Raw genomic sequence first — 25843 nt, forward strand, 5'->3', positions numbered from 1 at the left:
CTACGCAGCCCCGTTGACGAAGGCCATGTCGGCAGCCGTCAGTTCGACATCGCGCAACACCCGCATCACCGGAAAATCCTCCGTCTCCGTCGCCGTCACGGCCAGCTCGATGGTCACGTCGAAGCGCTGCCTGAACGCATCGACGATCTCGTCGACGATGATCTCCGGCGCCGAAGCGCCCGCCGACAGGCCGAGCGTCGAGATGCCGACAATGTCATTCCACGGAATTTCGGAGGCGCGCTGCACGAGAAGCGACATCGAGGCGCCGGCGCGCTCGGCCACTTCGACCAGGCGCCGCGAGTTGGAGGAGTTAGGTGCGCCGACAACCAGGAAGAGATCGGCGCCGGCCGCTGTCTCCTTGACCGCTTCCTGGCGATTGGTGGTGGCATAACAGATCGATTCCGCCGCCGGCGCGTGCAGCTCGGGAAAACGTTGCTGCAGCGCGCGGATGATACCGGCGGTGTCCTCGACTGACAGCGTCGTCTGGGTCACGAAGCCGAGCGCTTGCGGGTCTGCAGGCACGAAGCTTGCGGCGTCGGCTTCGGTCTCGATCAGAGTGACCGCGCCGTCCGGCAACTGGCCCATTGTGCCGATCACCTCCGGATGCCCGGCATGGCCGATCAAAAGCACGTGGCGGCCCAGCCGCTGATGGCGCATTGCCTGCTTGTGGACTTTCGAGACCAGCGGGCAAGTCGCGTCGAGATAGAATAGGTTGCGGGACCGGGCGTCGGCCGGCACCGATTTCGGCACGCCATGCGCCGAAAAGACGACCGGGCTCTGGCGATGCTCGGGCGGGATCTCGGAGAGCTCCTCGATGAACACCGCGCCGAGGCTTTGCAGCCCTTCGACGACGTAGCGGTTGTGCACGATCTCGTGGCGGACATAAACCGGCGCGCCGTATTTCTTCAGCGCCAGCACGACGATCTGGATCGCACGGTCAACGCCCGCACAGAAACCGCGCGGCTGGCAGAGCCGGATGGTCAGCGGTGGCTTTGTGTGAAGCATGATTGCATCTTACGCTGATTGTAGGCCGGTTGATCGGACTATGACTTCTGAGCTCAAGGCGCGAAATGAGGTGTGCGGCCCTGCCCTGTCAAGGGTAGTGGCGGCGATCATTGGTCTTTCGCCGGGCGGCGGAGCCAGGAGATCAGGACGCCGGCAAGGGCGGCGGCAAGGCCGTACCAGGTTATCGCATATTGCAGATGGCTGTTCGGCAGGTCGATGACGGTGACACCGCCAACCGGCAGCCCGCCGGGGTTGGCCGTGGCGTTCGCATCGATGAAGATCGGCACCAGCGCCGCTCCTGCTGGCAAGCCGGCGCTCGAGGCCATCGCGTCACGATCTTTCCAGTAGAAGATGTTCTTCTGCGGATCATTGTCGGGAAGCATCATCGAGGGCTTGGCCGGCAGTGGGTTGCGGGCGAGCCCCGTCACCGTCACTTCGCCCGTTACCTGCCCCTGCGGCCGCTTGGCTGGGTCCTTGAAATCGTAAGGCACGAAGCCGCGGTTGATCAGTACGAAACGGCCATCGTCGAGCTGCAGCGGCGTGAAGACATCGAAACCGGACTGGCCTTCCCAGGTGGCGAGGAAATGCCGCTCGCCTTGATGCAGGAAAGTGCCGGTCACCGTTGCCGGCGTGTAGTCCACGTCGCTAGTGGCAGCAAACCGCTTTTCGACCTCGGCCAATGGCACAGGCGCCGAATGCGTCCGCTGGTCTATCGTCTGGAGAAGGCCCTCTTTCCAGTGCAGGCGCTGAACCTGCCAGGTGCCGAGCGCCAGCAGTATCAAAAACGCGACGATACCCAGGCCGAGCGCCAATGCGCGCTTCGGCCGCGACCGGCCGGCCACCAAACCTGATGCCTCGCTCATTCGCCGCGGTCCAGCCGGCCCTCGGCCGCCTTGTTGCGGTATTGCAGCGTCAGCAGGACGCCCTTGATCAACCGGAGCGCCGCCAGGCAAAGCACCAGCGTCAGCGGAATCCACAGCAGCAGATGCAGCCAGAGCGGCGGATTGAGCGTCACCTCCATCCACAGCGCCAGACCGACGACGATGAAGCCGATGATCAGGATAACGAACACCGCCGGCCCGTCGCCGGCATCGGCGAAGGAATAATCGAGGCCGCAATTGGTGCAGCGATTGCCGACCGTGAGGAACCCAGAGAACAGTCTGCCCTCGCCGCAGCGGGGGCAGCGGCCATGCAGGCCGGCCGAGATCGGATCGATTGGTGGCCAGATCGCCTTGTCGTCGCTCATGAGGTCATCCTAGGAGCATTTGCCACAAAAGATAAGGCGGCCACGTCGCCGCAGCCGCCTTGTCGATTTCCTCAGCTCGATCTCAGTGTGGTTCGATCATCGCGCCGTTCGATGCCCAGACGTAGATCGAGGCAAACAGGAACAGCCACACCACGTCGACGAAGTGCCAGTACCAGGCGGCGGCCTCGAAGCCGAAATGCTGCTTGGGCGTGAAGTCGCCCTTCATGGCGCGGATCAGGCAGACCAGCAGGAAGATCGTGCCGATGATGACGTGGAAACCATGGAAGCCGGTCGCCATGAAGAAGGTGGCGCCGTAGATTGAATCCCTGAAGCCGAACGGCGCGTGCATGTACTCGTAGGCCTGCACCATGGTGAACAGCATGCCGAGGCCGACGGTCAGCACCAAGCCATTGATCAGACCTTTGCGGTCGCCGTGGATGAGCGAGTGGTGCGCCCAGGTCACCGTGGTGCCCGACAGAAGCAGGATGACGGTGTTGTAAAGCGGCAGATGGAAGGGGTCGAGAACTTCGAGGCCCTTGGGTGGCCAGACGCCGCCGGTGAAGGCGGTACGGGCGTATTGATGGACCTCGCCCGGAAACAGGCTGGCGTCGAAGAAGGCCCAGAACCAGGCGACGAAGAACATCACCTCGGAGGCGATGAACATGATCATGCCGTAGCGCAGATGCAGCGACACGACACGGGTGTGGTGTCCCTCATGCGCTTCCTTGATCGTATCCGACCACCAGGCGAACATCGTGTAGATGACGATCAGCAGGCCGATGAAGAACAGCCATGGGTTGGCGATGTTGAAACCGAAGATCGGGAAATCGCCGCCCTTGAGATATTGCATGTAACAGACACCGCCGAGCGCGGTCACCAGCGCCCCGACGGAGCCCAGGAAAGGCCACGGGCTCGGGTCGACGAGGTGGTAGTCATGTTGTGGTTTTGCGTGTGCGTCTGCCATATCAACCCCCGAGGCTTGCTTCGGTATCTGAAATCTTGTTGCGGCGGCCGTCGGCCGGCACCGATGATGCGACCGGCTTGGTCTTGTCGACCGGGAACATCGTGTAGGACAGGGTAATCGTCTTCAAATCCTTCAGTTCCGGCGCGTTGACGATGTCGGGATCGACATAGAACACGACCGGCATGTCCAGTGTCTCGCCCGGCTTCAGCGTCGTGTCGGTGAAGCAGAAACACTCGACCTTGTTGAAGTAAGGTCCGGCCAGTTCCGGCTGCACGTTGAAGGTGGCACGTCCGGTGATGGGCCGGCTGAATTTGTTGGTCGCGCTGAAATGCGCCTCGGCGGTCTCGCCGATCTTGATGGTGATCGAGCGGGCGACCGGCTGGAATTGCCAGGGAACGCCGACGGTGTTGGCATCGAAGCGGATGGTGATGTCGCGGTCGAGCACCCGATCGGCATATTGCTGGGTCGCCCGTTTGACGGTGCCGCCGTAGCCTGTCGCCTGGCAGAACATCGCATAAAGCGGCACCGCGGCGTAGGCCATGCCGATCATGCCACCGAAGAACGCGATGCAGACGCCGGCGACGACGCGGTTCGTATTTTTCTTCGTAGGATCGGTGACTGTTTGCCTGGTCATCGTCAGCTCACATCGAGCCGGGGAAACTGTGACCAAATTTCACGATGGTCGCGACGTAGAATATGACGACCAGCGCCGCCAGCGCGAAACCGATTGCGGCCGAGCGATTGCGGCGGGCCTTCTGCTGACGTTCGGTCAGCGTGACCAGTTCAAGCTTTTTTTCGGCCATGCTCACGCTCCACCGATGGTCAGCGCGCGCGCGACGACGCAATCGCCAAGGTAGGCGGCAAAGATGGCGAAGAGATAGAGCAGCGAATAGCCAAACAAGGCCTTGGCCGGCTTCATCGCCCGGTCGTCATCGGCCATTTGCAGCACCTTCCACGCATACCAGACGAAGCCGCCGCCGAGCAGCAATGCAACGACGCCATAGGCCGGCGTGGTGAAGCCGAGAACCCAGGGCAGCACGCCAACCGGCGCGAGGACCAGCGCATAGCCAAAGATCTGGCGCCTGGTCGAGGCCTGGCCGGCGACATTCGGCATCATCGGAATGCCTGCCTTCGCATAGTCCTCCGACTTGAAGAGCGCGAGCGCCCAGAAATGCGGCGGCGTCCACAGGAAAATGATCAGGAACAGCACCAAGCTTTCGAGGCTGACCGATCCGGTTACCGCCACCCAGCCGATGACCGGCGGAACGGCACCGGCAGCACCGCCGATGACGATGTTCTGCGGCGTCCAGCGCTTCAGCCACATCGTATAGATGACGGCATAGAAAAAGATGGTGAAGGCCAGCAGCGATGCGGCCAACCAGTTGACCAGCACGCCGAGCGTCATCACCGATAAAACCGACAGCACCAACCCGAAACTCAATGCCTCGCCTGGCCGGATGCGGCCGGCCGGCACGGGACGGCCGGCGGTGCGCGTCATCACCGCATCGATGTCTGCGTCGTACCACATGTTGAGCGCACCGGACGCGCCAGCACCAATGGCAATAGCCAGGATCGCGATCACCGCCAGCAGCGGATTGATGGTCACCGGGGCGGCGACCATGCCGACAAACGCGGTGAACACCACCAGCGACATGACGCGCGGCTTCAGCAGGGCGAAGAAATCGCCCGCCGTCGCTTCCGACATGCGGAAGCCCGGCTCGTCAATCAGTCTGTCTTCGGCAAGGGCCATGCGTACTTAAAGTCCATCATTCCGTTGGCCAAAACCGCCTGTCGGCCGGCGGTTCCGTATTAAGGAGGCAACCGCCTACTTGATCTTCGGCAACTGTTCCCACTGGTGGAACGGCGGCGGCGAAGGCAGCTGCCATTCCAGCGTGGTCGCACCCTCGCCCCAAGGATTGGCGCCGGCGACCCGCTTCTTCTGGAACGCCTCGAAGACGCCGAACAGGAAGATGACGACGCCGACAGCCGAGATGTACGAGCCGTAGGACGACACCATATTCCAGCCGGCGAAGGCATCGGGATAGTCGATATAGCGACGCGGCATACCGGAAAGGCCGAGGAAGTGCTGCGGGAAAAAGACCAGGTTGACGCCGACGAAAGTGACCCAGAAGTGGGTGTTCGCGATCACGGGTGAGTACATGTAGCCGGTCATTTTCGGGAACCAGTAGTACCAGCCGGCGAAGATCGCGAAGACCGCGCCCAGCGACAGCACGTAGTGGAAGTGCGCGACCACGAAGTAGGTGTCGTGCAGCGGGCGGTCGAGGCCGGCATTGGCCAGCTGCACGCCGGTGACGCCGCCAACAGTGAACAGGAAGATGAAGCCGATCGCCCACAGCATCGGGGTCTTGAGCGAAATCGACCCGCCCCACATAGTGGCGATCCACGAGAAGATCTTCACGCCCGTCGGCACCGCGATGACCATGGTGGCAAAGACGAAATAGCGCTGGGTGTCGAGCGACAGGCCCGTCGTGTACATGTGGTGGGCCCAGACGATGAAGCCCACCGCGCCGATGGCAACCATCGCATAGGCCATGCCGAGATAGCCGAACACCGGCTTCCTCGAAAAGGTCGAGATGATGTGGCTAATGATCCCGAAACCCGGCAGGATCAGAATGTAGACCTCCGGATGGCCGAAGAACCAGAACAGGTGCTGGAACAGGATCGGATCGCCGCCGCCGTCCGGGGCGAAGAACGTGGTGCCGAAATTGCGGTCGGTCAAAAGCATGGTGATGCCGCCGGCCAACACCGGAAGCGACAGAAGCAGCAGGAAGGCGGTGATCAACACCGACCAAGCGAACAGCGGCATCTTGTGCATGGTCATGCCGGGCGCGCGCATGTTGAAGATGGTGGTGATGAAGTTGATGGCGCCAAGAATCGAGGAGGCGCCGGCGATGTGGATTGAAAGGATCGCCAGGTCCATGGCCGGTCCGGGCTGGCCCGATGTCGACAGCGGCGGATAAAGCGTCCAGCCGCCGCCGACGCCGTAGGCGCCGGGCGCGCTCGGGACGAAGGCCGAGAAAATCAGCAGGATGAAAGCCGGCGGCAGCAGCCAGAACGACACGTTGTTCATGCGCGGGAACGCCATATCCGGCGCGCCGATCATGATCGGCACCATCCAGTTGGCAAAGCCGCCGATCAGCGCCGGCATTACCATGAAGAAGATCATGATCAGCGCATGCGCGGTGGTGAAAGCATTGTACATGCTCTTGCCGCCGTCGATGGCGGCGTCACCGTTCATGCCGTAGACCATCTGCGCCAAGCCAGTGAATATCTGGATGCCCGGCTCCTGCAATTCCATGCGCATGACGACCGACAAGGCGCCACCGATGCAGCCCGCCATGATCGCGAAGATCAGATAAAGCGTACCGATGTCCTTGTGGTTGGTCGAATACACCCACCGGACCCAGCCATGATACGGCTTGTGGTCGTGGTCGTCGTGAGCTGCAGCGTCTGCCATGGTCGGCTCCGTTCCCTGAATCTTTTCTGGTCGCGGCATCAGTTGCCGGCGGCCGCTACCTTGTTCGTGCCATCGACCTCGGCCATCAGCGCCTTGTTGGCGCCGGGAAGGTCGGTCTTGGCTGCCGCCAGCCAGGTCTTGTATCGCGCATCGGAGACGACGCGAATGGCGATCGGCATGAAGGCGTGGTCCTTGCCGCAGAGTTCCGAGCACTGGCCGTAATAGAGGCCTTCCTTGTCGGCCTTGAACCACACCTCGTTGATGCGGCCCGGCACCGCGTCGGTCTTGATGCCGAAGGAAGGCATGGCAAAGGCGTGAATGACGTCGGTCGCCGTCACCAGTACGCGGGTCATGGTGTTGACCGGCACCACCATCTCATTGTCGACGGCGAGCAGGCGCGGATAAGCGGCGCGATCTTCCTTGCCGGCAGCAGCCCTGTCGGCATCCTGAAGGATCGCGGAATTGAAGGAAAGCGTGTTGTCGACCTGATATTCGTAATCCCAGTTCCACTGATTGCCCGTCGCCTTGACGGTCAGCTTGGCTTCTTCCGGCGGCGTGTATTGCGCGGTCAGCAGCTGGAACGAGGGAATGGCGAGACAGAGCAGGATGACGACGGGACCGACAGTCCAGATGACCTCGATCAGCGTGTTGTGGCTGGTGCGCGACGGGGTCGGGTTGACGCTCGCCCGGAACCGCAAAATGCAGTAGGCGATCAGGAAAAGCACCAAGGCGGTGATCACAATGATGAACGCGAACGAGTAGTTCCCGAACCACTCGATCTGCCTCATAATGTCGGTCGCCGGAGGCTGAAAACTGGTTTCCCAAGGTTGGGGCTGGGCTGCATGAGCGGATGCAGCGGCAAACAACGTGGCGGCGGCACTAGCTACGATTTTGGCGGTTGCCAGGAATTTTCTCATCGCCCTCGTCATCTCCCAGTTCCTCGCGATCGGACCGCAAGAATGTCGAACAATGCCGGGACGGGAATCCCGGACAATTCAAGGCTGGTTCAAACCATACTCTATTTGCCTCCGCAAGAAAGGAGCGCCGGAACCCGTGCGGCATTTTTGCGCGCAAGCGTGGCGCTGGCATCCTGCGGTGACGGCTCGCCGCGAATCACCGAAGCGGCGTCCGGGTAGAATGAGCCGCGCGGCGCGCGGAACAGTCGCAATTAGGGCGAAATTCGCACTGAAAAGCGCATTGTCGCCTATGTCGGGGCAGATCGCCGGGGTCTCGTCCTTTACTTGGGTTTAGTGCGGCTTAAAGTGCCGTGATTCGCAATGGAGCCGTCATGAACCCTTGGCTTTCGAGAACCTTGGCGAAGGTCATCCTTGTTGCCGCCGCAATAGCCTTGTCCGGCGGCGGCCTGGCCAATGCCGCGCAGCCAAGCGGCACGGTGAAGTCGACGCATGGGGCGTGGTCGATCATCTGCGATACGCCGGCCGGTGCTACGTCCGAACAATGCGTGATGATGCAGAACGTCGTCGCCGAGGACCGCCCGGAAATGGGTCTTTCCGTCGTCGTGCTGCGCACAGCCGACAACAAGGCCGAAATCCTTCGTGTGCTGGCGCCGCTCGGTGTGCTGTTGCCCAACGGCCTCGGCCTCAATGTCGACGGCAAGGATATCGGCCGCGCCTACTTCGTGCGCTGCTTCCAGGACGGCTGCTATGCCGAGGTCATCCTGGAAAAGCCGCTGCTCGACACGCTGAAGACCGGTACGTCCGCCACCTTCATCGTCTTCCAGACACCGGAAGAGGGCATCGGCATTCCCGTCGACCTCAAGGGTTTCGCCGACGGCTTCGCCGCCCTGCCCTGAACGCGGTGTTGTAGCACGATCCAGTGATGTTGACCGGCCGCGGTCACGGCAAAATCTCATTTCAGATTGTCTGTGGGGGCCTTCGCGCCTACATCGTGGGAAACAATCCTCCTGCGAATGGATCTGCCATGAACAGCCTGATCGGCCAATTCGACATTTCCGACGATCGCATCAAGCAGATCGTTGCCGAGACTATTAACGGCGCCGACGACGGTGAACTGTTTCTCGAATACAGCGAGAGCGAATCGCTGATGTTCGACAATGGCAAGCTGAAGACCGCGAATTTCAACACCGACCAGGGTTTCGGCCTGCGTGCCGTCGCCGGCGAAGCCAGCGGCTACGCCCATTCCAGCGATCTCTCCGAAGCCTCGCTGCTGCGCGCAGCCGACGCCGTTTCGACGGTGAAAAGCGGCTATTCCGGCACGCTTGCAGCAGCGCCTGCCCGCACCAACCGCCATCTCTACGGCGACGGAAACCCTATCCCCTCGCCTTCCTTCGAGACCAAGGCCAAGCTGCTCCAGGAAATCGATGCATGGCTGCGGTCCGAGGATCCGCGCGTCAGGCAGGTGACGGCGTCGCTCGCCGCCTCCTGGCAGCATATCGAGATCGTGCGCGCCGACGGCCAGATGGTGCGCGACATCCGTCCGCTGGTCAGGATCAACGTGTCGGTGGTGGTCGGCGACGGCGACCGCCAGGAGAGCGGCTCCTACGGCATGGGAGGCCGCAAGGATTTTGGCGAATTCCTGGTCGAGGACAGCTGGCGGCACGCTGCCAAGGAGGCATTGCGGCAAGCGCTGGTCAATCTCGAAGCGGTTCCAGCGCCTGCCGGCACTTTCGACATCGTGCTGTCGAGCGGCTGGCCGGGCGTCATGTTGCACGAGGCGGTCGGCCACGGCCTGGAAGGCGATTTCAACCGCAAGAAGACGTCGGCCTTTGCCGGCCTGCTTGGCCAGCAGGTGGCGGCGAAAGGCGTCACCGTCGTTGATGACGGCAGCATGCCCGAGCGGCGAGGTTCGCTGACTGTCGACGATGAGGGCACGCCTTCGGCCCATAACGTTCTGATCAACGATGGCAAGCTGGTCGGCTACATGCAGGACCGCCAGAACGCCCGGCTAATGGGCATGAAAGCCACCGGCAACGGGCGACGCCAAGGTTACGCGCACGAGCCTATGCCGCGCATGACCAACACCTACATGACAGCAGGCGACATGGAGCCGGACGAGATCATCGCCTCCGTCAAGAACGGCATCTATGCCGTGTCGTTCGGTGGCGGCCAGGTCGACATCACTTCGGGCAAGTTCGTGTTCGGCTGCACCGAAGCCTACATGATCGAGAACGGCAAAGTGACGCAACCGATCAAGGGCGCCATGCTGATCGGCAACGGGCCGGATGCCATGCATCGCGTTTCGATGATCGGCAACGACATGAAGCTCGACACCGGCATCGGCATGTGCGGCAAGGCCGGACAGGGTGTGCCGGTCGGTGTCGGCCAGCCGCATCTCAGGATGAACCAGATGACGGTCGGCGGCACCAGGGTTTGATGGCGGCTGTCACCTGGTTTATGTCTTGCGTTCGCTAAAAGGATGCGCCGCGATGCCTACCATGAAAGGGCTCACGACCACAGTCTCGGCAGACGGAAGCATCGTGCTGCCCAGCGCGATCCGAGAGCAGAAGCAATGGGCCACCGGCACATGTCTGCTGGTCGAAGATACTCCGGAGGGCGTGCTGCTGAAACCAGCGCGGGTCTTCGCCGAGACACGGCCCGAGGACGTGTTTGGATCCCTGCCCCACAAAGGCAGGCCGAAGACGTTGGAAGAGATGGAGGCGGGTGTGCTCGCCGCAGCTCGAACTGCCCTAAAACCATGAAGCCGGTGTTTTCGGCAGGCGATGGTCGGGATCGATGATTTCGAGACCCGGAGCATCGTTTTCGTTCCACAGCGCGACGCATGTGCCGCCGGGCGACATGAAGGACGGGTAGATCACGCCGTGCAGCCCGTCGGCAAGCAAGCGGTTTCTCAGCTGGTGCGTCTCGGGCACAAAACCTCTATCCACGATGTCACGCCATTCGCATCGGTGAATGTCCGCCGTTACACCGAGCTTCGACAGCGTATCGGCGCCTGTCAGGTCGGCCAGCCGGGCGCCTGACAGTTTCAATTGTGCAATCAGCGCCGGGTGCTGGACAAAACCCTGATTGTACTCAGCCCAAGCCGTGGACAGTTCCCGGGCGGCGTAGATCGCCGGCGTGCCAATCGGATTCCAGCGGCCGCCGAAGCGGGCCGCGCCCTCACCGGAAAGCGGCAGATGGGCCCAGCGCGGCACAAAAGCGCACCATAGGATCAGCCTGGGTTCAGGCATAGATGCCGGAGCGGACTGCCTCCAGATAGGCAAGCACCTTGTCCGTCTTGCCTTCGCGAACGAGATCCTAGGCGGTCTTTCCGGCCCAACCGGGGATCGGCTGATGCTTGAACCAGATGGCCGCACGATGTTCATCACCGGCCATCTCGCCGGCCATCACCAGGATACGGACGATGGGACTCAATGCGGCGTCGACCTTGCGCGCGCAGGACTTGGCGGCAAGCGTGTTGCGCGCGAGACCCGTAGCCCCGCCAGTTCTGTCATATTGATCCCCAGCAGTTCAGCGACCCGCCTTGGCGAGAGAAACGGCGCCCGCTCCTCGCCGAAGCGCGATGCCGAAATCTCAAAGGCTTTGGTGCTCATTGCAATTTCCTAGCACATTTTGAACAACGCACGTTCAAATGCGCTTTGTTGGTGCGCATTTTCGCGCCCCATAAATGCTGCTATCGCCTTCGTCTCGGCTTCTCCAACAGCGCCACGGCCTCGACATGCGGCGACCACAGGAACTGGTCGATCGGCGTAACGCCTTTCAGGGCGTAGCCGCCATCGAGGAGGATGCGAAGATCCCGCGCCAGCGTTACCGGATTGCAGGACACTGCGGCGACGAGCGGCACGTCGGAGCGCGCGATCTGCTTCGACTGGTCCTCGGCGCCGGCGCGAGGCGGGTCGAAGACAACGCCGTCAAAGGCATTCAACTCCTTGAATGTGAGCGGCCGCCGGAACAGGTCGCGACGTTCGCCGGTCACCCGCTTCAGGCCGCTGGCGAAACGGAAGGCCCGGTCAAGCGCCGAGAGTGCTGCCGCATCGCCTTCCACCGCATGAACCTCCGATTTTGCGGCCAGGCGCAGCGCGAAGCTGCCGCAGCCGGCGAAGAGATCGGCGACCTTTTTGGCACGAGCGAGATGCTGGCCGACAATGTTGGCCATCGCTTGTTCGGCAGCCTCGGTCGCCTGCAGGAAAGCGCCCGGAGGCACTGCGACGGCGACGCCACCAAACAGGATGACCGGTTTCTTTGGTTCGATAATGATCTCGCCGTCGACCGACAGCCTGGCTAGCCCCTCGGCGATGACGAAGTTGGAGGCGACGCGGCGCTGGTTCTCGCCGAGCTTGCCGGAATCGTGAACCGCGACATCGAGGCCGGAACCGGTCACCGTCACCGCCATGTGGAACGATTTGGTCGTGGTGCAGATCAGCCCAGCAAGCATCCTCAAACGGTCGAGCGCAGCGACGATCTGCGGCAGCGAGATCGGGCATTCCTCGATCGAGATGATCTCGGATGACAGCGCGCGGACGAAGCCGAACTGCATTCCCGCCTCGCTCCGCCGGGCGGTGAAGACGACGCGGCGGCGCGTGTGCGGCGCGCACGGCACCAGCGCGCCGACATCGCAAGCGATGCCCTTGCGCTTCAGTGCGTGTACGACTTTTTCATGCTTCCACCGGTGATAGGCTTCAGTCTCGAGATGCTGGACGGCGCAGCCGCCGCACGCGCCGAAATGCCGGCACGGCGGATCGACCCGCAGCGGCGAAGCCTCAAGCACCGACATCAAGGTGGCGCGATCTTTCTCCCGCGCGGCGGTGACGACCTCTCCCGGCAGCGCGAATGGAATGAAAACCTCGCCGGTTTCCGTCTCGGCGATGCCGTCGCCCTGCGAGCCCAATCTTGCGATCGTGAAACGGGTGCTCATCGCTTCTGGGTCTCGACGTCCTTGATGCCGCCGAGCAGGAACTCGCGGTTGCCGTCGCCGCCCTCTATCGGCGACAGATGCAGCCCAAGCGAGCGCCAGCCGGGAATGGTGTCGAGCCAGTCCTGCATCAGGCCGGCAATACGCGCCGCATCATAGGGGTCATTCAGCAGGCCGCCCTTGCCGATTGCCTCGCGGCCGGCCTCGAATTGCGGCTTGACCAGAAACACGGCTTTTGCGCCGTTCCTGGCCAAAGCAAGCGCCGGTGGCAGCGCCAGTTTCAGCGAGATGAAGCTGACATCCGAGACGATGAAATCCGGCACACGGCCGCCGAGATCGGCGGCCGACAGTTCGCGCGCATTCAGGCCTTCAATTACCGTCACGCGCGGATCGCCGGCAATGTCGGAGTGCATCTGGCCGTGCCCGACATCGATCGCCGTGACATGCGCCACGCCGCGTTCGAGCAGCACTTGCGTGAAGCCGCCGGTCGAGGCACCGACATCGAGGGCTTCGCTACCGGTGGGGTCGAGGCCGAAATGGTCGAGACCAGCCTTCAGCTTCAGTGCGGCGCGCGAGACGTAACCTTGCGCCGGATCGTCAACGACGATGTTGCACTCAGGCAGAACGGCCTGGCCCGGCTTGCGGGCGACGATGCCATCGACCGTCACGGTGCCGCGCTCGACCGCGTCACGGGCACGCGAGCGGCTGGCAAACAGGCCGCGCTGGACGAGCAATTCGTCGAGCCGCTGGCGTATGCTGGCTGGCGGAAGGGAAGTCATCGGCCTTCATGGCGAATGCCAACGATGATGGCAAGGATATTGGCGATGAGACAAGGCATAGTTGGAAAAGCGGGTGAACTCATCAGCCGCTGCGCTGTTTGTCGAACCTCGCGCCAGGCCCGACGCAATGCTAAGAAAGCGATGCCGTTTTGCCGTCGAAACGCGGAGGAGGAACATGCTGACGGGAACCTGCCACTGCGGCGCAGCCCACTGGACCCTGGAGGGCGATCCAGGTTCGATCACTGCCTGCAATTGCACACTTTGCCGTCGCTACGGCACGCTCTGGGCTTACGACTATGTCGACGAACGCATCCGCCTTGCCGGGCCCGTAAGCGCCTATCGGCGCGCCGGAAAGGCTCATCCTTCGCTTGAGATTCTCTTCTGTCCAACGTGCGCTTGCGTCCTGGCCTGGCGCGGTTTGCATCCCGATGCGGCTGGGCGCTACCGCATCGCCGTCAATGTGAGGCTTGCGCCGCCCGAGGCCGTCGCCGATCTCCCGATCGACCATTTCGATGGTCTCGATACATTCGAGGATTTGCCGAGAGATGGTCGCTGTGTGCGGGATATGTGGTTCTAGTCTAGTTTCTAGAGCCTTATCGGGATCATCCTTTAGAAGATGGTCCGCGAAGCCCGCCGTTCGACGGCCGGCGTCAGACCTTCGTTGCTGTCGCCGGACACCTGCGGGCGCGGCCGGTCAACGGAAATGGGCGCCTTCGGCAAGGTATCGCGCACGACGAATTGCGGCGCCTGTTTGTCGGTAAAGCCGGCACGGATTTCGCCGATCTTGCCGGCGACGACGCCCATCACCGCGTTTTCGAGATTGCGGTCGTAGCGCGTTTCGGCCGCGGTCGACTCGGCGAAGATGGCCGTTAGCGCGATGCCGCCCCAAAAGCGATCTCATTGGTCTTCTTTCCCCTGCCTGGTTGCCTGCTAGCAGGGCGGCGTTGAAAAATGGCCAAAGGACACGGTAAGCAAATCGCCAAACGGAAGCGTAAACAGCATGTTACGACTGTTCACCGGCAATTTGATTCAAGCAGTTGAGAATTTGATTCAGACTAGCATCTTGCAGCCAAGTTGATCGCTTTGGCGTCGCGGGAAATGCGTCTAAAAGCTAGGCGCGCTGGGCCTGCGCGGTATGCCCCAGTGCCACGAACACGGTGCGCACGATGCCGGCGCTGTCCAGCCCGGCATCGGCATACATCTTTTCCGGCTTGGCATGGTCGACGAAAGCGTCGGGCAGCACCAGCGGGCGCACCTTCAGGCCGCTCTCCAGCAGCCCTTCGTGAGCCAAGAACTGCAGCACATGGCTGGCGAAGCCGCCGACAGCGCCCTCTTCCACCGTCACCAGTATCTCGTGCGAACGGGCCAGCCGCCGGATCAGATCCTCGTCGAGCGGCTTGGCAAAACGGGCATCGGCCACCGTGGTCGAAAGCCCGGCCGCGCCAAGCTCCTCGGCCGCGGCCAGGCAATCCTGCAGCCTGGTGCCGAAGGAAAGCAGCGCAACCTTGGTGCCCTCCCTGACGATCCGGCCCTTGCCGATCTCCAACACCGAGCCGCGTTGCGGCATCTCGACACCAACGCCATTGCCGCGCGGATAGCGGAAGGCGATCGGGCCGTCATCGTAGCTTGCAGCGGTGCGTACCATGTGGCGCAGTTCGGCCTCATCGGCCGCGGCCATGACGACGAAACCGGGCAGCGTCGCCAGGAAGGTAGTGTCGAAGGCGCCGCAATGCGTGGCGCCATCGGCGCCGACGAAGCCGGCGCGATCGATCGGAAAGCGCACCGGCAATTTCTGGATCGCCACGTCGTGAACGACCTGGTCGTAGGCGCGCTGCAGGAAGGTCGAGTAGATCGCCGCGAAAGGCTTGAAGCCTTCCGTGGCAAGGCCGGCGGCGAAGGTCACCGCATGCTGCTCGGCAATGCCGACATCGAAGGTCCTCGCCGGAAACGCTTCGCCGAACAGGTCAAGCCCGGTGCCGTTCGGCATGGCGGCGGTGATGGCGACGATGCGGTCGTCCTCTCGGGCCTCCTGGATCAGGCTTTCGGCAAACACCTTGGTGTAGCTCGGCGCATTGGCGGGCGCCTTGGCCTGGGCGCCGGTGATGACGTCGAATTTGTTGACGCCGTGATATTTGTCGGCGGCCGCCTCGGCCGGGGCATAGCCCTTGCCCTTCTGGGTCACGACATGGATCAGCACCGGGCCGTCGGCATTGTCGCGGACGTTCTTCAGCACCGGGATCAGGTGCTCGAGGTTGTGACCGTCGATCGGGCCGATGTGGTAGAAACCCATTTCCTCGAACAGCGTGCCGCCAGTGACGTAGCCGCGTGCGTGCTCGACCGCGCGCTTGATGGCGCGATCGGCGCGCTCGCCGAGATAGGACGTCAGCTTCTTGCCGAAATCGCGCAAGCCCAGATAGGTCTTGCCCGACGCCAGACGGGCCAGATAGGCGCTCATCGCGCCGGTCGGCGGAGCGATCGACATATCGTTGTCGTTCAAGATGACGATCAGCCGGGCATCGAGTGCGCCGGCATTGTTCATCGCCTCATAGGCCATGCCGGCCGACATGGCGCCGTCGCCGATGACGGCAATGACATTGTTGCGGCCATCGGACAGATCGCGCGCCATCGCCATGCCGAGGCCGGCTGAAATCGAGGTCGAGGAGTGGGCTGCGCCGAACGGATCGTATTCGCTCTCGACGCGACGGGTGAAACCGGACAGCCCGCCCTCCTGCCGCAGCGTGCGGATGCGGTCGCGGCGGCCGGTCAGGATCTTGTGCGGATAGGCCTGGTGGCCGACGTCCCAGATCAGCCGGTCGTCCGGCGTGTTGAAGACGTAGTGCAGCGCGACGGTCAGTTCGACGACGCCAAGGCCGGCGCCGAGATGCCCGCCGGTATGGGAAACGACGTCGATCAGCTCGGCGCGAAGCTCGGACGCCAGCTGCGGCAGGTCGCCTTCGGCAAGCGTGCGTAAATCGGCTGGGACGCGGACCTTGTCGAGAAGCGGCGTATCGGGCTTTGCGTTCACTGTTTGCGAGCCTGGTCAGATTTTCTGTTCATCGTGAAATATGCCGCTGGCCGGCGAATGTAAATGTGGCGGTAACGCGCATCAGCTTTCGGGCAGCGGGATGAACTCTTGCTCGTCTCCGGGAACGATATCGAAGCGGCCCGTCTTCCATTCTTCTTTCGCCTGCTCGATGCGTTCCTTTGAGGACGATACGAAATTCCACCAGATATAACGTTTCGAACCGAGCGAAGCGCCGCCAAACAGCATGAAATGGGCGCCGCCCTCCGATGAGACAACGATCTCATCGCCGGGCCGGAAAACCAGCAGCCGCTCGGCCGGAAAGCTGTCACCGGATATCGAAACCGCGCCTTCCAGCGTATAGATGGCGCGCTCCTCGGCTTCGGCTGGGATTTTCACGCTGGCACCCGGCGCCAGCCTGAGATCGACATAAAGCGTGTCCGAAGCGGTGGCGACCGGGGAGCGCAGCCCGGAAAACGCACCGATGACGATACGCCCGCTGACACCCTCTGCATCGATCTCGGGCAGGCGCGGGGCCGCGGTGTTTTCGAAGACCGGCGCGACCTCTTCCTTGCCGTCCGGCAGCGCCAACCATGTCTGCAGGCCGGAAACCGACATTGGCGCGCCGCGCAATTCTTCCGGCGTGCGCTCCGAATGGACGATGCCGCGGCCGGCGGTCATCAAATTCACGTCGCCGGGCTGGATCACCATCTCGGTGCCGAGCGAATCGCGGTGCCTGATCTTGCCGTCGAACAGGTAGGTCACCGTCGACAGGCCGATATGCGGATGCGGGCGCACGTCGAGCGCCTGGCCGGCCCGCAGAACGGCCGGACCCATGCGGTCGAAGAAGATGAAGGGTCCGACCAGCCGGCGCCTGGCCGTCGGCAAGGCGCGGCGAACCTGAAATCCGCCAATATCCTTGGCGTTCGGAATGACCATCAACTCGATCTGATCGCTGGCGAAGGCATCGCCCAACTGCGGGTCGTTTCCGGGAAAGAAGCTCACGCGGTCCCCTCAGGCGAAGCGAAGTGCAGATTTGGCCTTCGCCTTGGCCGCCACCTCTTCGCGATTGCGCGGATGCTGCGTCGTCTCAAGGCTATCGAGCAATTCGCGCGCCGATGCGGCAATGGCCTCGACGGCATGGTCGAACGCATGCTGGTTCTGTTTCGACGGCCGCGTCGCTCCGCTCAGCTTGCGGACAAACTGAAGTGCGGCATCGCGAACCTCGTCATTGGTTGCCGGCGGATCGAAATTGAACAGGGTTTTGATGTTTCTGCACATCGTTCGCAATCTCCTCTCGTCCTGGAGCCGTTTCAAACGGGATGAGTTTTATCCTCAATCATGATGTCCAAAGCCGGAAAGCACAATTGTTGTTCGAGGCCGCGCCTCAATCCGCATCCAGCGGCTCTGTCCCCACCGGCTTGCCGTCGCGCGACAGCCTGATTTTCTCGACCTTGTCCTCGGCCGCTTTCAGCAGCCGGTCGCAATGCGCCTTCAGCGCCTCGCCGCGCTCATAAATGCGGATCGACTGGTCGAGCGGCACGTCGCCGCGCTCCAGATCGTCGACGATCCTCTCCAGCGCCTCGAGCGCCTGCTCGAAGCTCATCGCCTTGACGTCCTCGTTGGTCTCACCAGGCATCATCTATCCCTTCATCAGCCGCCCGACATGGGCGGCGACTGAAAATGCCAATCCCTGCAGATCGTAGCCGCCCTCGAGCAGACTGACGAGCCGGTTGCCGCTATGGCGTCCGGCGCGTTCGAGCAACTGGCCGGTTGCCCAGTCGAAATCATCCTCGGTCAGGTTGATCTCGGCCAGCGGATCGCGGTGGTGGGCGTCGAAACCGGCGGAGATGATGATGAGGTCGGGCGCAAAATTGTCGAGCGCCGGCAGGATGCGTGACAGAAAGGCGTCGCGGAACGCATCGCTGCCGCTCTGCGGCGCCAGCGGCGCGTTGACGATGTTGCCGGCGCCGGTTTCGCTCACGGCCCCGGTTCCGGGGTAAAGCGGCATCTGGTGTGTCGAGCAATAGAGCACCGACGGATCGCCCCAGAAGATGTCCTGGGTGCCGTTGCCGTGATGCACATCCCAGTCGACGACGGCGACGCGGTCGACGCCATGGTTCTTCTGGGCGTAGCGTGCCGCGATTGCCGCGGTGTTGAACAGGCAAAAACCCATGGAGGTGGTCTTTTCGGCATGATGGCCGGGCGGCCGCGCGGCGACGAAGACGTTGTCGGCACGGCCGGTGAAGACGTCGTCGACAGCGGCGTTGGCAGCCCCGATCGCAGTCACGGCAGCCTGCCAGCTCTTTGGGCTGGCGGTGGTATCGGCGTCGATACGGGCGATGCCGGTGTCCGGTATCGCTGCGCGGACCCGGTCGACGAATTCGGGCGGATGCGCGTAGAGGATGGTTGCCTCGTCGCCTTCCGGCGCCTGGACGCGATCGAGCGTCACGAAAGCCTCATCGTCAAGCACACGCTCAATGGCGCGCAGACGGTCCGGCCGCTCCGGGTGACCGGGCGGTGTTATGTGCTCGAGGAAAATCGGATGGGTGTAAAGTCTCGTAGCCATGCCCCGATATAGGCGCGCCTCACCGCTTTGGCCATGTTTTCGCGCACTGGTGACGCGATGTTCAACAGGGTTTACGCGGCCGGCCTCGGCTGGATCCAGCGCGAGCCGTCTGACATTGGCGAAAAGAATGACCTCAGGCCGGTGATCGGGCAACTTCGGGCTGCATTGCCGACGGTCGATCAGGCTGATGCAGCCTGCCGGTGCGATTGAGCAGCCCTTCCAGAAGAACCTTGAACGCCTTCACTGCCTTCTTCGATGTCGCTTCGGGATCGTTCGAATTTGCGATCCACTGCGCCGCATGCAGCGAGGCGCCGCTGACCAGCCTTGCCGCGGCTTCGGAATCGACGGCGAGAATGGTTCCGTCGTCGCTCAGCCTTTGCAGGCTCTCCGTCATCGAACGGATGCATGCGCTCTGGCTTGGCCATTGCGATGGATCGCCGAGCACCGCCGGCCCGTCGCGAAGCACGATACGCTGGATCTCCGGCTCCAGCGCCATCTCGATATAGGCGGTGCATTCGTCGACAAAGCCCTGCCAGAGATTGTCCGGCTTGGCCGAAACGACCTTCAGCCGGGCCGACATTTCGGCGTCGATCTCGGCGATGACCGCCTGGAGAAGGCCCTTCTTGTCGCCGAAGTGATGATAGAGCGCACCGCGCGTCAGCCCGGCCGATGCCGTGAAATCATCCATCGACGCTTCGGCATAGCCGAGCGTGCCGAAGGCCTGGCGCGCCGCCCCGATCAGCTTGGCGCGGGTTTCGGCAATCATCTCCTTGCGTGGTCTGTGCATGGTCTGGCCCTATTAACATACGTCTCGTATGCCAATTGACATACGAGACGTATGATCTATTTAAACTCATACGCTACGTATGTAATCGTCGGACTATCCGTTGTCGAGGAGCCAGACCATGCAAAATCCCTATTCCCAGATCTTTCGCGCTCCTGGCGCCAAAGGCTTCGCCGCAGCCGGCTTCGTTGCCCGGCTGCCGATGGCCATGGCTCCTATCGGGATCGTCGCCATGCTGTCACAGACCGATGGCGAGTACTGGCTGGCCGGCGCCGTCTCCGCGACATATGCGCTGGCCAACGCTTTCGTCGCCCCACAGGTATCGCGGCTGGTGGATCGCCTCGGCCAGACGCGGATTGTGGTGCCGACTACCGTGATTTCCACGCTCGCTTTCGCGATCCTGATTGCGGCGGCCAATCAGCATTGGCCGATATGGACGCTATTCGTCTCGGCGCTGCTCGCCGCCGTCATGCCCAGCATCCCGGCAATGGTGCGCGCACGCTGGACGGAGATTTTTCGCAACCGCCCCGAACTGAACACGGCGTTCGCCTTCGAGTCGGCGGCGGACGAACTGGTCTACATCGCCGGCGCATCGCTGTCGGTCGGACTGAGTGTCGCGCTTTTCCCGGAGGCGGGAGTGCTCGCGAGCACATTGTTCCTCGCCTTCGGTTCGACGGCCTTCATCCTGCAGCGCTCGACCGAACCGCGAGCCCGACCGGTGGAACACGGTTCGGGCGGCTCGGCAATCCGCCTGCGGCCGGTCCAGATCCTCACCTTGGCCCTGATCTTCATCGGCGCGACCTTCGCCACCACCGAGGTGAGCACGGTGGCGATCACCAAGGAGCTTGGCCAGCCGGGCGCCGCCAGCTTCGTCATCGGCGTCTACGCGCTCGGATCGTTCGTCGTCGGCATCATCATCGGCGCCCTGAACCTGAAAATGCCGCTGCAAATTCAGCTTGCCATCGCAATCGCTATCATTGCGCTTACCACGCTGCCGCTGCTCGTCGCCGACACCGTGCCGCTGCTGGCACTGGCCGTCTTCGTCAGCGGCGTGGCGATCTCGCCGACCTTCATCACGGCATTCGGCCTGATCGAACGGCGCGTGCCCGAGGCGGTGCTGACCGAAGGCGTGACCTGGGTGATGACCGGCATCGGCATCGGCATGGCGCTCGGCTCGTTCGCCGCCGGCTGGATGGTGGACGCTTTCGGCGCGCAGAACGGGTTCTGGGTATCGGTGGCATCGGGCACAATCGCGCTGGTCATCGTGCTCGCCGGCCAGCGCAGCCTTGCCGCGCCGAACTGCGACATGGCTGCATGCGACGCAGCCGCGGTCGCTGCGGAATAGTTTCCGGTGCGTCCGGCCCCGAGCAGGGCCGGACGCATACCAGCATCGTGAGAACGGCCTACAGAATCTCGGTCTTGGCGATATGGATGCCGAAGCCTTCGAGGCCGACATAATGGCGCTCGCGCGAGGCGATCAGATTGATCGAGGAAATGCCGAGGTCCTTGAGAATTTGCGCGCCGAGGCCGATCTCGCGCCATTCGTTCTCGCGCCGGCGCGCCTCTTCATGATCCTCGCGGTCGCCGGCAGCCGGCCGCTTGCGCTCCTGATGGGCGACACCAACAGAGCCTTCGCGCAGATAGACAATGACGCCGCGCTTGCGCTCGCCCATCGCTTTCATGATGGCGTCCAGGCGGTGGCTGGTGCCGAAGACGTCGCTGACCACGTCTTCGGAATGAAGGCGTACCGGCACCTCGACGCCGTCGCGGATATCGCCGAAGACGACCGCCACGTGATGCATGGAATCCCAGGGCAGCGTGTAGGTGAAGACCTGCGCCTTGCCGCCGGGCGTCTCGATGTCGGAACAGGCGACGCGTTCGACCAGCGTTTCCTTGCGTTGCCGGTAGGCGATGAGGTCAGCAACCGAGATCTGCTTCAACCCGTGCTTTTCGGCGAAGGCCTGCACCTGCGGCCCGCGCATGACAGTGCCGTCATCATTGACCAGCTCGGAAATGACGCCGACCGGCGGCAGGCCGGCGAGCTTGCAGAGGTCGACCGCGGCTTCGGTATGGCCCGAACGCATCAGCACGCCGCCTTCGCGCGCGATCAGCGGAAAGATGTGACCGGGGCGCACGAAATCGGACGCGCCGACATTGCCATTGGCGAGATTGCGCACCGTCAGCGTGCGGTCGTCCGCCGAAATGCCGGTCGTGGTGCCGTGCTTGAAGTCGACGCTGACGGTGAAGGCAGTGGTGTGCGCAGAATCATTGTCGGCCACCATCGGCGACAGGTTGAGCCGCTTGGCTTCCTCGCGCGGCATCGGCGTGCAGACGATGCCTGACGTGTTGCGCACGATGAACGCCATCTTTTCCGGCGTGCAATGGACGGCGGCGACGATCAGGTCACCCTCGTTCTCGCGCCCGTCATCGTCCATGACGACGACGATCTCGCCGCGCTCGAAGGCGCGCAGGGCTTCAACGATCTTCTTCTGGTCGTAAGGCATAAGCGCTCGTTTCACTCGCAGGGGAGTAGGGGAATAGGGCAGTACGGCAGTAGGGGAAAGGAAAAAAATTGGCTGCTTGGCGTGCACCAACATACTGCCCTACTGCCCTACTCCCCTACTCCCTTCCCGTCTGTCCCCGATGCCGCAGATAATGATCCGCAATGGCGCAGGCAACCATCGCCTCGCCGATCGGCACGGCGCGGATGCCGACGCATGGATCGTGCCGGCCCTTGGTCATGATCTCGACATCGTTGCCGTCCTTGTCGATCGACTTTCGCGGCGTCAGGATCGACGAGGTCGGCTTCACGGCGAAGCGCGCGACGATCGCCTGGCCGGTCGAGATGCCGCCGAGGATGCCGCCGGCATTGTTGGACAGGAAGACCGGCTTGCCGTCATTGCCCATGCGCATCTCATCGGCATTCTCCTCGCCGGTGATGCGGGCGGCCTCGAAACCGTTGCCGATCTCGACGCCCTTGACGGCGTTGATCGACATCAGGCCGGCGGCGATGTCCTGGTCGAGCTTGGCATAGATCGGCGCGCCAAGCCCCGCCGGCACGCCGTCGGCGACGATCTCGATGACCGCACCGACCGAGGAGCCCGCCTTGCGGATGCCGTCCAGATATTTGGTGAAAACGGCGACCGACGCCGGATCGGGAGTGAAGAACGGGTTTTCGGCGTCGCCGACAAAATTCCAGTTCCAGTTGGCGCGATCGATCGATTTTTCGCCCATCGACACCAGCGCGCCGCGCACCACCATGCCTGGCACAACCTTGCGGGCAAGCGCCCCGGCCGCCACCCGCGCCGCAGTCTCACGCGCCGAGGAGCGACCGCCGCCGCGGTAATCGCGCAGGCCGTATTTGACCTCGTAAGTGTAATCGGCATGGCCCGGCCGGAACTGGCGGGCGATGTCGCCATAGTCCTTGGAGCGCTGGTCGACATTCTCGATCAGCATCGACACCGGCGTGCCGGTGGTGATCATCGTCTCGCCGTCCTCATCGAGAATGAAGCCGGACAGGACCTTGACCTCATCCGGTTCGCGACGCTGCGTCACAAAACGTGACTGGCCGGGGCGGCGCTTGTCCAGCTCGGCCTGGATCTCGTCGCGAGTGAAGCGGATGCCTGGCGGACAGCCGTCGACGACGCAGCCCAGCGCCGGCCCGTGGCTTTCGCCCCAGGTGGTGACGCGGAAAAGATGGCCGAACGTATTGTGCGACATGGAACCAGCCCTGCCGGCGGCGGAGCCGGCCTAGCGCATGACCTCGAAAATCGGAGCGATTTTCGGAAACGATCATGCACAAAATCAAAAGTGCTACAGCGTCCTTTGCGCGTCCAGGAGGACGCGCGGCGCTGTCGCCTGCCTTCTATTGGCGTTTTCCACAGTGGTCAAACTGTGATCCGGCGGATTTAGTTTTGACACATTCGATTGGTTTCTGCTCAGTTCCGTTCCGTTGGACGAGCCGCTGTACCGGCAATGATTAAAGAGGACGATGATGCGTATCCTGATTGGCGCTGTTGCCGCCACGCTGTTGATTTCCACCGCCGCCTTCGCCGGCCAGACCGAAGGCCTGATCAAGAAGGTCGACAAGGATGCGCTGACGCTGACGCTGGACGACGGCAAGTCCTACAAGCTGAACGCCGAAACCGATCTCGATGCGCTGAAGCCGGGCATGGACATCGTCCTCGCCTATGACGTGACGAATGGCGAGAACGTCGTCACCGACATGGAACTGCCGGACACCGGATCGACCGAATAGAGTCTTTCCGGCCGATCCATCCCGAAGCCGGCGGGTGGAAACGAGCACACAGCGCCCTGAACGGCATGGGAATGCTTGTCACTGAACGGCTGAAATGGGCCGGAAGTTGACGGTCTGCTTTTGGTACTGGCTTGTCAGAAGCAGCCATTACGCTGCCGACCCAATGTGGGTCGTATAGAGTGTCATACACACCGCCGAAATACGACCTATGTCCAAAAACCCTCATCCGACTACTTCGGCTGACATCCAGACAGCCCGCTTCTGCGCTCGGCTCCACCGACAGGGAAACCTTTGCGCGAGTTGACTGTTGTAGCTACAAGACAGAGGAGAAGGTTGAATGGCATCCGTCCGATACATCGTCGCGGACGTCGACGAGGCGGTCGCGTTCTATCGAGACAATCTCGATTTCAAGATCGACATGCACAATCCGGGCAAGTTCGCTGCGCTGCTGCGCGACGACCTGACGCTGTATCTCAGCGCCCCAGGTGCGGGGAGCGGTGGTCAGGCGGGCGGCGATCCGAAGCCAGGCGGGTGGAACCGATTTATGATCGTTACGAACGAGGTCGATGTCCTTATTGAGCGGTTGCGCCGGGCTGATGCAAGATTCCGCGGCGAAATCAGCGACGGCGGTGCCGGTCGCGCCATCTTGCTCGAAGATCCATCGGGCAACGTCATCGAGCTATTCGAGTTCAAAAAGGACTGAGCCTGACGTAGAGCTGGTGACGGCGGGCGGTTGGTTTTGATGCGTCTGCTCATGGTCATGTCGCGTTCCGCCACCGACGACAGATTTCTGCCGTCTTTGATCAAAAGCGGACGAGCCGGAATCCACCCCGGCGACGGTGTTCGACACGGAGTCCCGACCAATTGAGCGTAGCATTTGCCAAGGAGGAAAGCGCCGAGACAGCATCGGAAACCATCCTGCCGGCTCGCCCTATCTCCGGTCGGATCAACCTCGTCACGGACGCGGGCCTCAAGATGCTGCAGGATGAATTGGCTCGCGCTCAGCAGGCCCTCGAGGCCGCTAACGCGCTGGAAGATGTCAACGAGAGGCGATGGCAGTCGGCGGTTCCGGTTCGAGATATGCGCTATTATGCCGAACGCGTCCGTACGGCTCAGCTTATGTCGGTGCCGACGTCTAATGAAGTGATCGCCTTCGGCCACACCGTTACCTTCGAGCGTGATGATGGCCGCACTCAGACCTTCCGCATCGTCGGTGAGGATGAGGCCAACCCGTCTCAAGCTTCCATATCGCATGGTTCATCGGTTGCCATCGCATTGATTGGCAAAACCGTTGGCGACGTTGTCCAGCTAGGGCAGCGCGAACTCGAGATCCTGTCCATTTCTTAGTTGGGCATCGGGCTACGACGCACGACCGAATTGCAGGCATGTTCTGTGACTTCGTCACGGTCAACCGCCACCGTCACGTTTGGTACACCGTCAGGTGACGCGCGCGAGTTACACCCGTCGCCGTAACATGGAGGTTGCGAGCTTGCCGCGAGCCACCCATTCTGCGCTTAATAGCGGCAACTCAGGGGCGAGTAATGGGCCGATTGCTTACTGTCGGGTTTCAGTCGCGCTCGACGGATAGCATAATGACAGCGCACCCGACTGCCGTCGCGTTGGCACTTAAATTGATCGACGAAGGGGTGCGTGACGGCGACTGTGAGTCCGCCTCCCGGATATCGACCGTTCTGACAACAGCCAGTCATAACCGATTGAGCATGCTCGTAAGGTCGGCTAACTTACAAACGACAGGCAATAAAAATTATTCATTGGGGGCAATCATGAATTCGATCGGGTCGGCGATCGCAAAGGGACTGTTTTTGGCTGGTCTGTTCATATCGGCGGGATCAGCGCTGGCGGCGAAGAGCGATGACGGATTCGCAGC

29 protein-coding genes and 2 pseudogenes are annotated in these 25843 nt (G+C 62.5%); 9 read left to right on the plus strand and 22 right to left on the minus strand.

Translation table 11 applies throughout. From position 1 onward, the window contains the following. The 9 genes from ispH to coxB form a co-directional block, all read right to left on the minus strand. The gene (gene ispH, locus NKH13_RS10520) at window positions 1-1005 is read right to left on the minus strand and encodes a 4-hydroxy-3-methylbut-2-enyl diphosphate reductase (protein WP_292657484.1); all 1005 of its coding nucleotides are present in this window, start codon (window positions 1003-1005) and stop codon (window positions 1-3) included. Between the two features lie 107 nt (window positions 1006-1112). Beyond that, window positions 1113-1868 carry an SURF1 family protein gene (locus NKH13_RS10525; protein ID WP_352912447.1) on the minus strand — a complete coding sequence of 252 codons (756 nt, stop codon included), beginning with the start codon at window positions 1866-1868 and terminating at the stop codon, window positions 1113-1115. Further along, window positions 1865-2251 (minus strand): DUF983 domain-containing protein, encoded by a 387-nt coding sequence (locus tag NKH13_RS10530; protein WP_352463894.1) that lies wholly within the window; start codon window positions 2249-2251, stop codon window positions 1865-1867. Before NKH13_RS10530 ends, NKH13_RS10525 begins: the two co-directional genes overlap by 4 nt. Window positions 2252-2333: 82 nt before the next feature. Then, window positions 2334-3215, minus strand: coding sequence for a cytochrome c oxidase subunit 3 (locus NKH13_RS10535; protein ID WP_292657474.1), 882 nt, complete (start codon window positions 3213-3215; stop codon window positions 2334-2336). 1 nt (window position 3216) lies between these two features. After that, window positions 3217-3849 carry a cytochrome c oxidase assembly protein gene (locus NKH13_RS10540; RefSeq protein WP_352489616.1) on the minus strand — a complete coding sequence of 211 codons (633 nt, stop codon included), beginning with the start codon at window positions 3847-3849 and terminating at the stop codon, window positions 3217-3219. Between the two features lie 7 nt (window positions 3850-3856). Further along, the gene (locus tag NKH13_RS10545) at window positions 3857-4018 is read right to left on the minus strand and encodes a cytochrome c oxidase system small membrane protein (RefSeq protein ID WP_198023516.1); all 162 of its coding nucleotides are present in this window, start codon (window positions 4016-4018) and stop codon (window positions 3857-3859) included. A 2-nt stretch (window positions 4019-4020) separates the two neighbouring features. After that, window positions 4021-4965: a heme o synthase gene (locus NKH13_RS10550; protein WP_352716439.1), complete on the minus strand. Its 945-nt coding sequence runs from the start codon at window positions 4963-4965 to the stop codon at window positions 4021-4023. A 75-nt stretch (window positions 4966-5040) separates the two neighbouring features. Then, on the minus strand, window positions 5041-6693 hold the full coding sequence (gene ctaD, locus NKH13_RS10555) for a cytochrome c oxidase subunit I (protein ID WP_292657466.1): 1653 nt from the start codon (window positions 6691-6693) through the stop codon (window positions 5041-5043). Window positions 6694-6731: 38 nt separating this feature from the next. Then, window positions 6732-7610, minus strand: a complete 879-nt coding sequence (gene coxB, locus NKH13_RS10560; protein WP_352716437.1) for a cytochrome c oxidase subunit II — start codon at window positions 7608-7610, stop codon at window positions 6732-6734. 371 nt (window positions 7611-7981) lie between these two features. On the opposite strand from coxB, the gene NKH13_RS10565 reads away from it, so the two are divergent. The 3 genes from NKH13_RS10565 to NKH13_RS10575 all read left to right on the plus strand — a co-directional run bounded on the left by NKH13_RS10565 (window position 7982) and on the right by NKH13_RS10575 (window position 10372). Continuing rightward, window positions 7982-8506 (plus strand): invasion associated locus B family protein, encoded by a 525-nt coding sequence (locus NKH13_RS10565; RefSeq protein WP_352716436.1) that lies wholly within the window; start codon window positions 7982-7984, stop codon window positions 8504-8506. A gap of 128 nt (window positions 8507-8634) precedes the next feature. Then, a complete protein-coding gene (gene tldD, locus NKH13_RS10570; protein WP_352912448.1) occupies window positions 8635-10047 on the plus strand; it encodes a metalloprotease TldD in 1413 nt (470 codons plus the stop codon). Between the two features lie 52 nt (window positions 10048-10099). Beyond that, a complete protein-coding gene (locus tag NKH13_RS10575; protein WP_352716433.1) occupies window positions 10100-10372 on the plus strand; it encodes an AbrB/MazE/SpoVT family DNA-binding domain-containing protein in 273 nt (90 codons plus the stop codon). Here NKH13_RS10575 and NKH13_RS10580 read toward each other — a convergent pair. The 4 genes and pseudogenes from NKH13_RS10580 to NKH13_RS10595 all read right to left on the minus strand — a co-directional run bounded on the left by NKH13_RS10580 (window position 10361) and on the right by NKH13_RS10595 (window position 13322). After that, window positions 10361-10888 carry an RES family NAD+ phosphorylase gene (locus tag NKH13_RS10580; protein ID WP_502908386.1) on the minus strand — a complete coding sequence of 176 codons (528 nt, stop codon included), beginning with the start codon at window positions 10886-10888 and terminating at the stop codon, window positions 10361-10363. The genes NKH13_RS10575 and NKH13_RS10580 overlap by 12 nt on opposite strands. Next, window positions 10854-11224: pseudogene (locus NKH13_RS10585) on the minus strand (antitoxin Xre/MbcA/ParS toxin-binding domain-containing protein). The gene NKH13_RS10580 and the pseudogene NKH13_RS10585 overlap by 35 nt, the downstream one beginning before the upstream one ends. Before the next feature lie 80 nt (window positions 11225-11304). Beyond that, window positions 11305-12546 (minus strand): class I SAM-dependent RNA methyltransferase, encoded by a 1242-nt coding sequence (locus tag NKH13_RS10590; RefSeq protein ID WP_352912449.1) that lies wholly within the window; start codon window positions 12544-12546, stop codon window positions 11305-11307. Next, a complete protein-coding gene (locus NKH13_RS10595) occupies window positions 12543-13322 on the minus strand; it encodes a TlyA family RNA methyltransferase (RefSeq protein ID WP_352716428.1) in 780 nt (259 codons plus the stop codon). The genes NKH13_RS10590 and NKH13_RS10595 overlap by 4 nt, the downstream gene beginning before the upstream one ends. A gap of 175 nt (window positions 13323-13497) precedes the next feature. Here NKH13_RS10595 and NKH13_RS10600 point away from each other — a divergent pair, with 175 nt between their 5' ends. Further along, window positions 13498-13899, plus strand: a complete 402-nt coding sequence (locus NKH13_RS10600; RefSeq protein ID WP_352716427.1) for a GFA family protein — start codon at window positions 13498-13500, stop codon at window positions 13897-13899. 32 nt (window positions 13900-13931) lie between these two features. Here the strand turns inward: NKH13_RS10600 and NKH13_RS10605 are convergent, their stop codons facing one another. The 7 genes from NKH13_RS10605 to NKH13_RS10635 all read right to left on the minus strand — a co-directional run bounded on the left by NKH13_RS10605 (window position 13932) and on the right by NKH13_RS10635 (window position 19700). Further along, on the minus strand, window positions 13932-14126 hold the full coding sequence (locus tag NKH13_RS10605; protein ID WP_352912450.1) for a hypothetical protein: 195 nt from the start codon (window positions 14124-14126) through the stop codon (window positions 13932-13934). Window positions 14127-14433: 307 nt separating this feature from the next. Further along, on the minus strand, window positions 14434-16347 hold the full coding sequence (dxs, locus tag NKH13_RS10610; RefSeq protein WP_352516531.1) for a 1-deoxy-D-xylulose-5-phosphate synthase: 1914 nt from the start codon (window positions 16345-16347) through the stop codon (window positions 14434-14436). An 81-nt stretch (window positions 16348-16428) separates the two neighbouring features. Then, on the minus strand, window positions 16429-17349 hold the full coding sequence (locus NKH13_RS10615; RefSeq protein WP_352716424.1) for a pirin family protein: 921 nt from the start codon (window positions 17347-17349) through the stop codon (window positions 16429-16431). 9 nt (window positions 17350-17358) lie between these two features. Continuing rightward, window positions 17359-17625: a DUF2277 domain-containing protein gene (locus tag NKH13_RS10620; RefSeq protein ID WP_352716423.1), complete on the minus strand. Its 267-nt coding sequence runs from the start codon at window positions 17623-17625 to the stop codon at window positions 17359-17361. 106 nt (window positions 17626-17731) lie between these two features. After that, window positions 17732-17983 carry an exodeoxyribonuclease VII small subunit gene (locus NKH13_RS10625; protein ID WP_352912451.1) on the minus strand — a complete coding sequence of 84 codons (252 nt, stop codon included), beginning with the start codon at window positions 17981-17983 and terminating at the stop codon, window positions 17732-17734. A 3-nt stretch (window positions 17984-17986) separates the two neighbouring features. Next, a complete protein-coding gene (locus tag NKH13_RS10630) occupies window positions 17987-18913 on the minus strand; it encodes a histone deacetylase family protein (protein ID WP_352912452.1) in 927 nt (308 codons plus the stop codon). A 133-nt stretch (window positions 18914-19046) separates the two neighbouring features. Further along, window positions 19047-19700 carry a TetR/AcrR family transcriptional regulator gene (locus tag NKH13_RS10635; protein WP_352716419.1) on the minus strand — a complete coding sequence of 218 codons (654 nt, stop codon included), beginning with the start codon at window positions 19698-19700 and terminating at the stop codon, window positions 19047-19049. A gap of 118 nt (window positions 19701-19818) precedes the next feature. On the opposite strand from NKH13_RS10635, the gene NKH13_RS10640 reads away from it, so the two are divergent. Further along, window positions 19819-21042, plus strand: a complete 1224-nt coding sequence (locus tag NKH13_RS10640) for an MFS transporter (protein WP_352716417.1) — start codon at window positions 19819-19821, stop codon at window positions 21040-21042. A gap of 58 nt (window positions 21043-21100) precedes the next feature. On the opposite strand, the gene ribB is transcribed toward NKH13_RS10640, so the two are convergent. Both ribB and aroC read right to left on the minus strand, forming a co-directional pair. After that, complete coding sequence (ribB, locus tag NKH13_RS10645; protein WP_023716904.1) at window positions 21101-22201, minus strand: 3,4-dihydroxy-2-butanone-4-phosphate synthase; 1101 nt, start codon at window positions 22199-22201, stop codon at window positions 21101-21103. 115 nt (window positions 22202-22316) lie between these two features. Next, the gene (gene aroC / locus NKH13_RS10650) at window positions 22317-23417 is read right to left on the minus strand and encodes a chorismate synthase (protein ID WP_352716415.1); all 1101 of its coding nucleotides are present in this window, start codon (window positions 23415-23417) and stop codon (window positions 22317-22319) included. A gap of 274 nt (window positions 23418-23691) precedes the next feature. Between aroC and NKH13_RS10655 the strand changes: the two genes are divergently transcribed. The 4 genes and pseudogenes from NKH13_RS10655 to NKH13_RS10670 all read left to right on the plus strand — a co-directional run. Further along, a complete protein-coding gene (locus tag NKH13_RS10655) occupies window positions 23692-23955 on the plus strand; it encodes a DUF1344 domain-containing protein (protein WP_023716902.1) in 264 nt (87 codons plus the stop codon). A gap of 337 nt (window positions 23956-24292) precedes the next feature. Further along, on the plus strand, window positions 24293-24658 hold the full coding sequence (locus NKH13_RS10660) for a VOC family protein (RefSeq protein ID WP_352468309.1): 366 nt from the start codon (window positions 24293-24295) through the stop codon (window positions 24656-24658). A 161-nt stretch (window positions 24659-24819) separates the two neighbouring features. Then, window positions 24820-25302, plus strand: a complete 483-nt coding sequence (greA, locus tag NKH13_RS10665) for a transcription elongation factor GreA (RefSeq protein WP_352912453.1) — start codon at window positions 24820-24822, stop codon at window positions 25300-25302. Window positions 25303-25547: 245 nt separating this feature from the next. Further along, window positions 25548-25843: pseudogene (locus NKH13_RS10670) on the plus strand (hypothetical protein); the annotation flags it as partial.

This window comes from Mesorhizobium sp. M1348, assembly GCF_040317925.1.
Taxonomy (GTDB): Bacteria; Pseudomonadota; Alphaproteobacteria; order Rhizobiales; family Rhizobiaceae; genus Mesorhizobium.

What these genes read in the sequence shown, in the direction of transcription:
- ribB (WP_023716904.1), bottom strand. Translation starts at nt 22,201, where the DNA reads ATGCCTTACGACCAGAAGAAGATCGTTGAAGCCCTGCGCGCCTTCGAG.
- ctaD (WP_292657466.1), bottom strand. Translation starts at nt 6,693, where the DNA reads ATGGCAGACGCTGCAGCTCACGACGACCACGACCACAAGCCGTATCAT.
- NKH13_RS10525 (WP_352912447.1), bottom strand. Translation starts at nt 1,868, where the DNA reads ATGAGCGAGGCATCAGGTTTGGTGGCCGGCCGGTCGCGGCCGAAGCGC.
- NKH13_RS10575 (WP_352716433.1), top strand. Translation starts at nt 10,100, where the DNA reads ATGCCTACCATGAAAGGGCTCACGACCACAGTCTCGGCAGACGGAAGC.
- NKH13_RS10625 (WP_352912451.1), bottom strand. Translation starts at nt 17,983, where the DNA reads ATGCCTGGTGAGACCAACGAGGACGTCAAGGCGATGAGCTTCGAGCAG.
- NKH13_RS10630 (WP_352912452.1), bottom strand. Translation starts at nt 18,913, where the DNA reads ATGGCTACGAGACTTTACACCCATCCGATTTTCCTCGAGCACATAACA.
- NKH13_RS10655 (WP_023716902.1), top strand. Translation starts at nt 23,692, where the DNA reads ATGCGTATCCTGATTGGCGCTGTTGCCGCCACGCTGTTGATTTCCACC.
- NKH13_RS10540 (WP_352489616.1), bottom strand. Translation starts at nt 3,849, where the DNA reads ATGACCAGGCAAACAGTCACCGATCCTACGAAGAAAAATACGAACCGC.
- NKH13_RS10640 (WP_352716417.1), top strand. Translation starts at nt 19,819, where the DNA reads ATGCAAAATCCCTATTCCCAGATCTTTCGCGCTCCTGGCGCCAAAGGC.
- NKH13_RS10620 (WP_352716423.1), bottom strand. Translation starts at nt 17,625, where the DNA reads ATGTGCAGAAACATCAAAACCCTGTTCAATTTCGATCCGCCGGCAACC.
- NKH13_RS10565 (WP_352716436.1), top strand. Translation starts at nt 7,982, where the DNA reads ATGAACCCTTGGCTTTCGAGAACCTTGGCGAAGGTCATCCTTGTTGCC.
- NKH13_RS10660 (WP_352468309.1), top strand. Translation starts at nt 24,293, where the DNA reads ATGGCATCCGTCCGATACATCGTCGCGGACGTCGACGAGGCGGTCGCG.
- NKH13_RS10550 (WP_352716439.1), bottom strand. Translation starts at nt 4,965, where the DNA reads ATGGCCCTTGCCGAAGACAGACTGATTGACGAGCCGGGCTTCCGCATG.
- NKH13_RS10595 (WP_352716428.1), bottom strand. Translation starts at nt 13,322, where the DNA reads ATGACTTCCCTTCCGCCAGCCAGCATACGCCAGCGGCTCGACGAATTG.
- NKH13_RS10590 (WP_352912449.1), bottom strand. Translation starts at nt 12,546, where the DNA reads ATGAGCACCCGTTTCACGATCGCAAGATTGGGCTCGCAGGGCGACGGC.
- NKH13_RS10605 (WP_352912450.1), bottom strand. Translation starts at nt 14,126, where the DNA reads ATGGGCGTCGTCGCCGGCAAGATCGGCGAAATCCGTGCCGGCTTTACC.
- NKH13_RS10545 (WP_198023516.1), bottom strand. Translation starts at nt 4,018, where the DNA reads ATGGCCGAAAAAAAGCTTGAACTGGTCACGCTGACCGAACGTCAGCAG.
- ispH (WP_292657484.1), bottom strand. Translation starts at nt 1,005, where the DNA reads ATGCTTCACACAAAGCCACCGCTGACCATCCGGCTCTGCCAGCCGCGC.
- NKH13_RS10635 (WP_352716419.1), bottom strand. Translation starts at nt 19,700, where the DNA reads ATGCACAGACCACGCAAGGAGATGATTGCCGAAACCCGCGCCAAGCTG.
- NKH13_RS10535 (WP_292657474.1), bottom strand. Translation starts at nt 3,215, where the DNA reads ATGGCAGACGCACACGCAAAACCACAACATGACTACCACCTCGTCGAC.
- NKH13_RS10530 (WP_352463894.1), bottom strand. Translation starts at nt 2,251, where the DNA reads ATGAGCGACGACAAGGCGATCTGGCCACCAATCGATCCGATCTCGGCC.
- tldD (WP_352912448.1), top strand. Translation starts at nt 8,635, where the DNA reads ATGAACAGCCTGATCGGCCAATTCGACATTTCCGACGATCGCATCAAG.
- NKH13_RS10600 (WP_352716427.1), top strand. Translation starts at nt 13,498, where the DNA reads ATGCTGACGGGAACCTGCCACTGCGGCGCAGCCCACTGGACCCTGGAG.
- aroC (WP_352716415.1), bottom strand. Translation starts at nt 23,417, where the DNA reads ATGTCGCACAATACGTTCGGCCATCTTTTCCGCGTCACCACCTGGGGC.
- coxB (WP_352716437.1), bottom strand. Translation starts at nt 7,610, where the DNA reads ATGAGAAAATTCCTGGCAACCGCCAAAATCGTAGCTAGTGCCGCCGCC.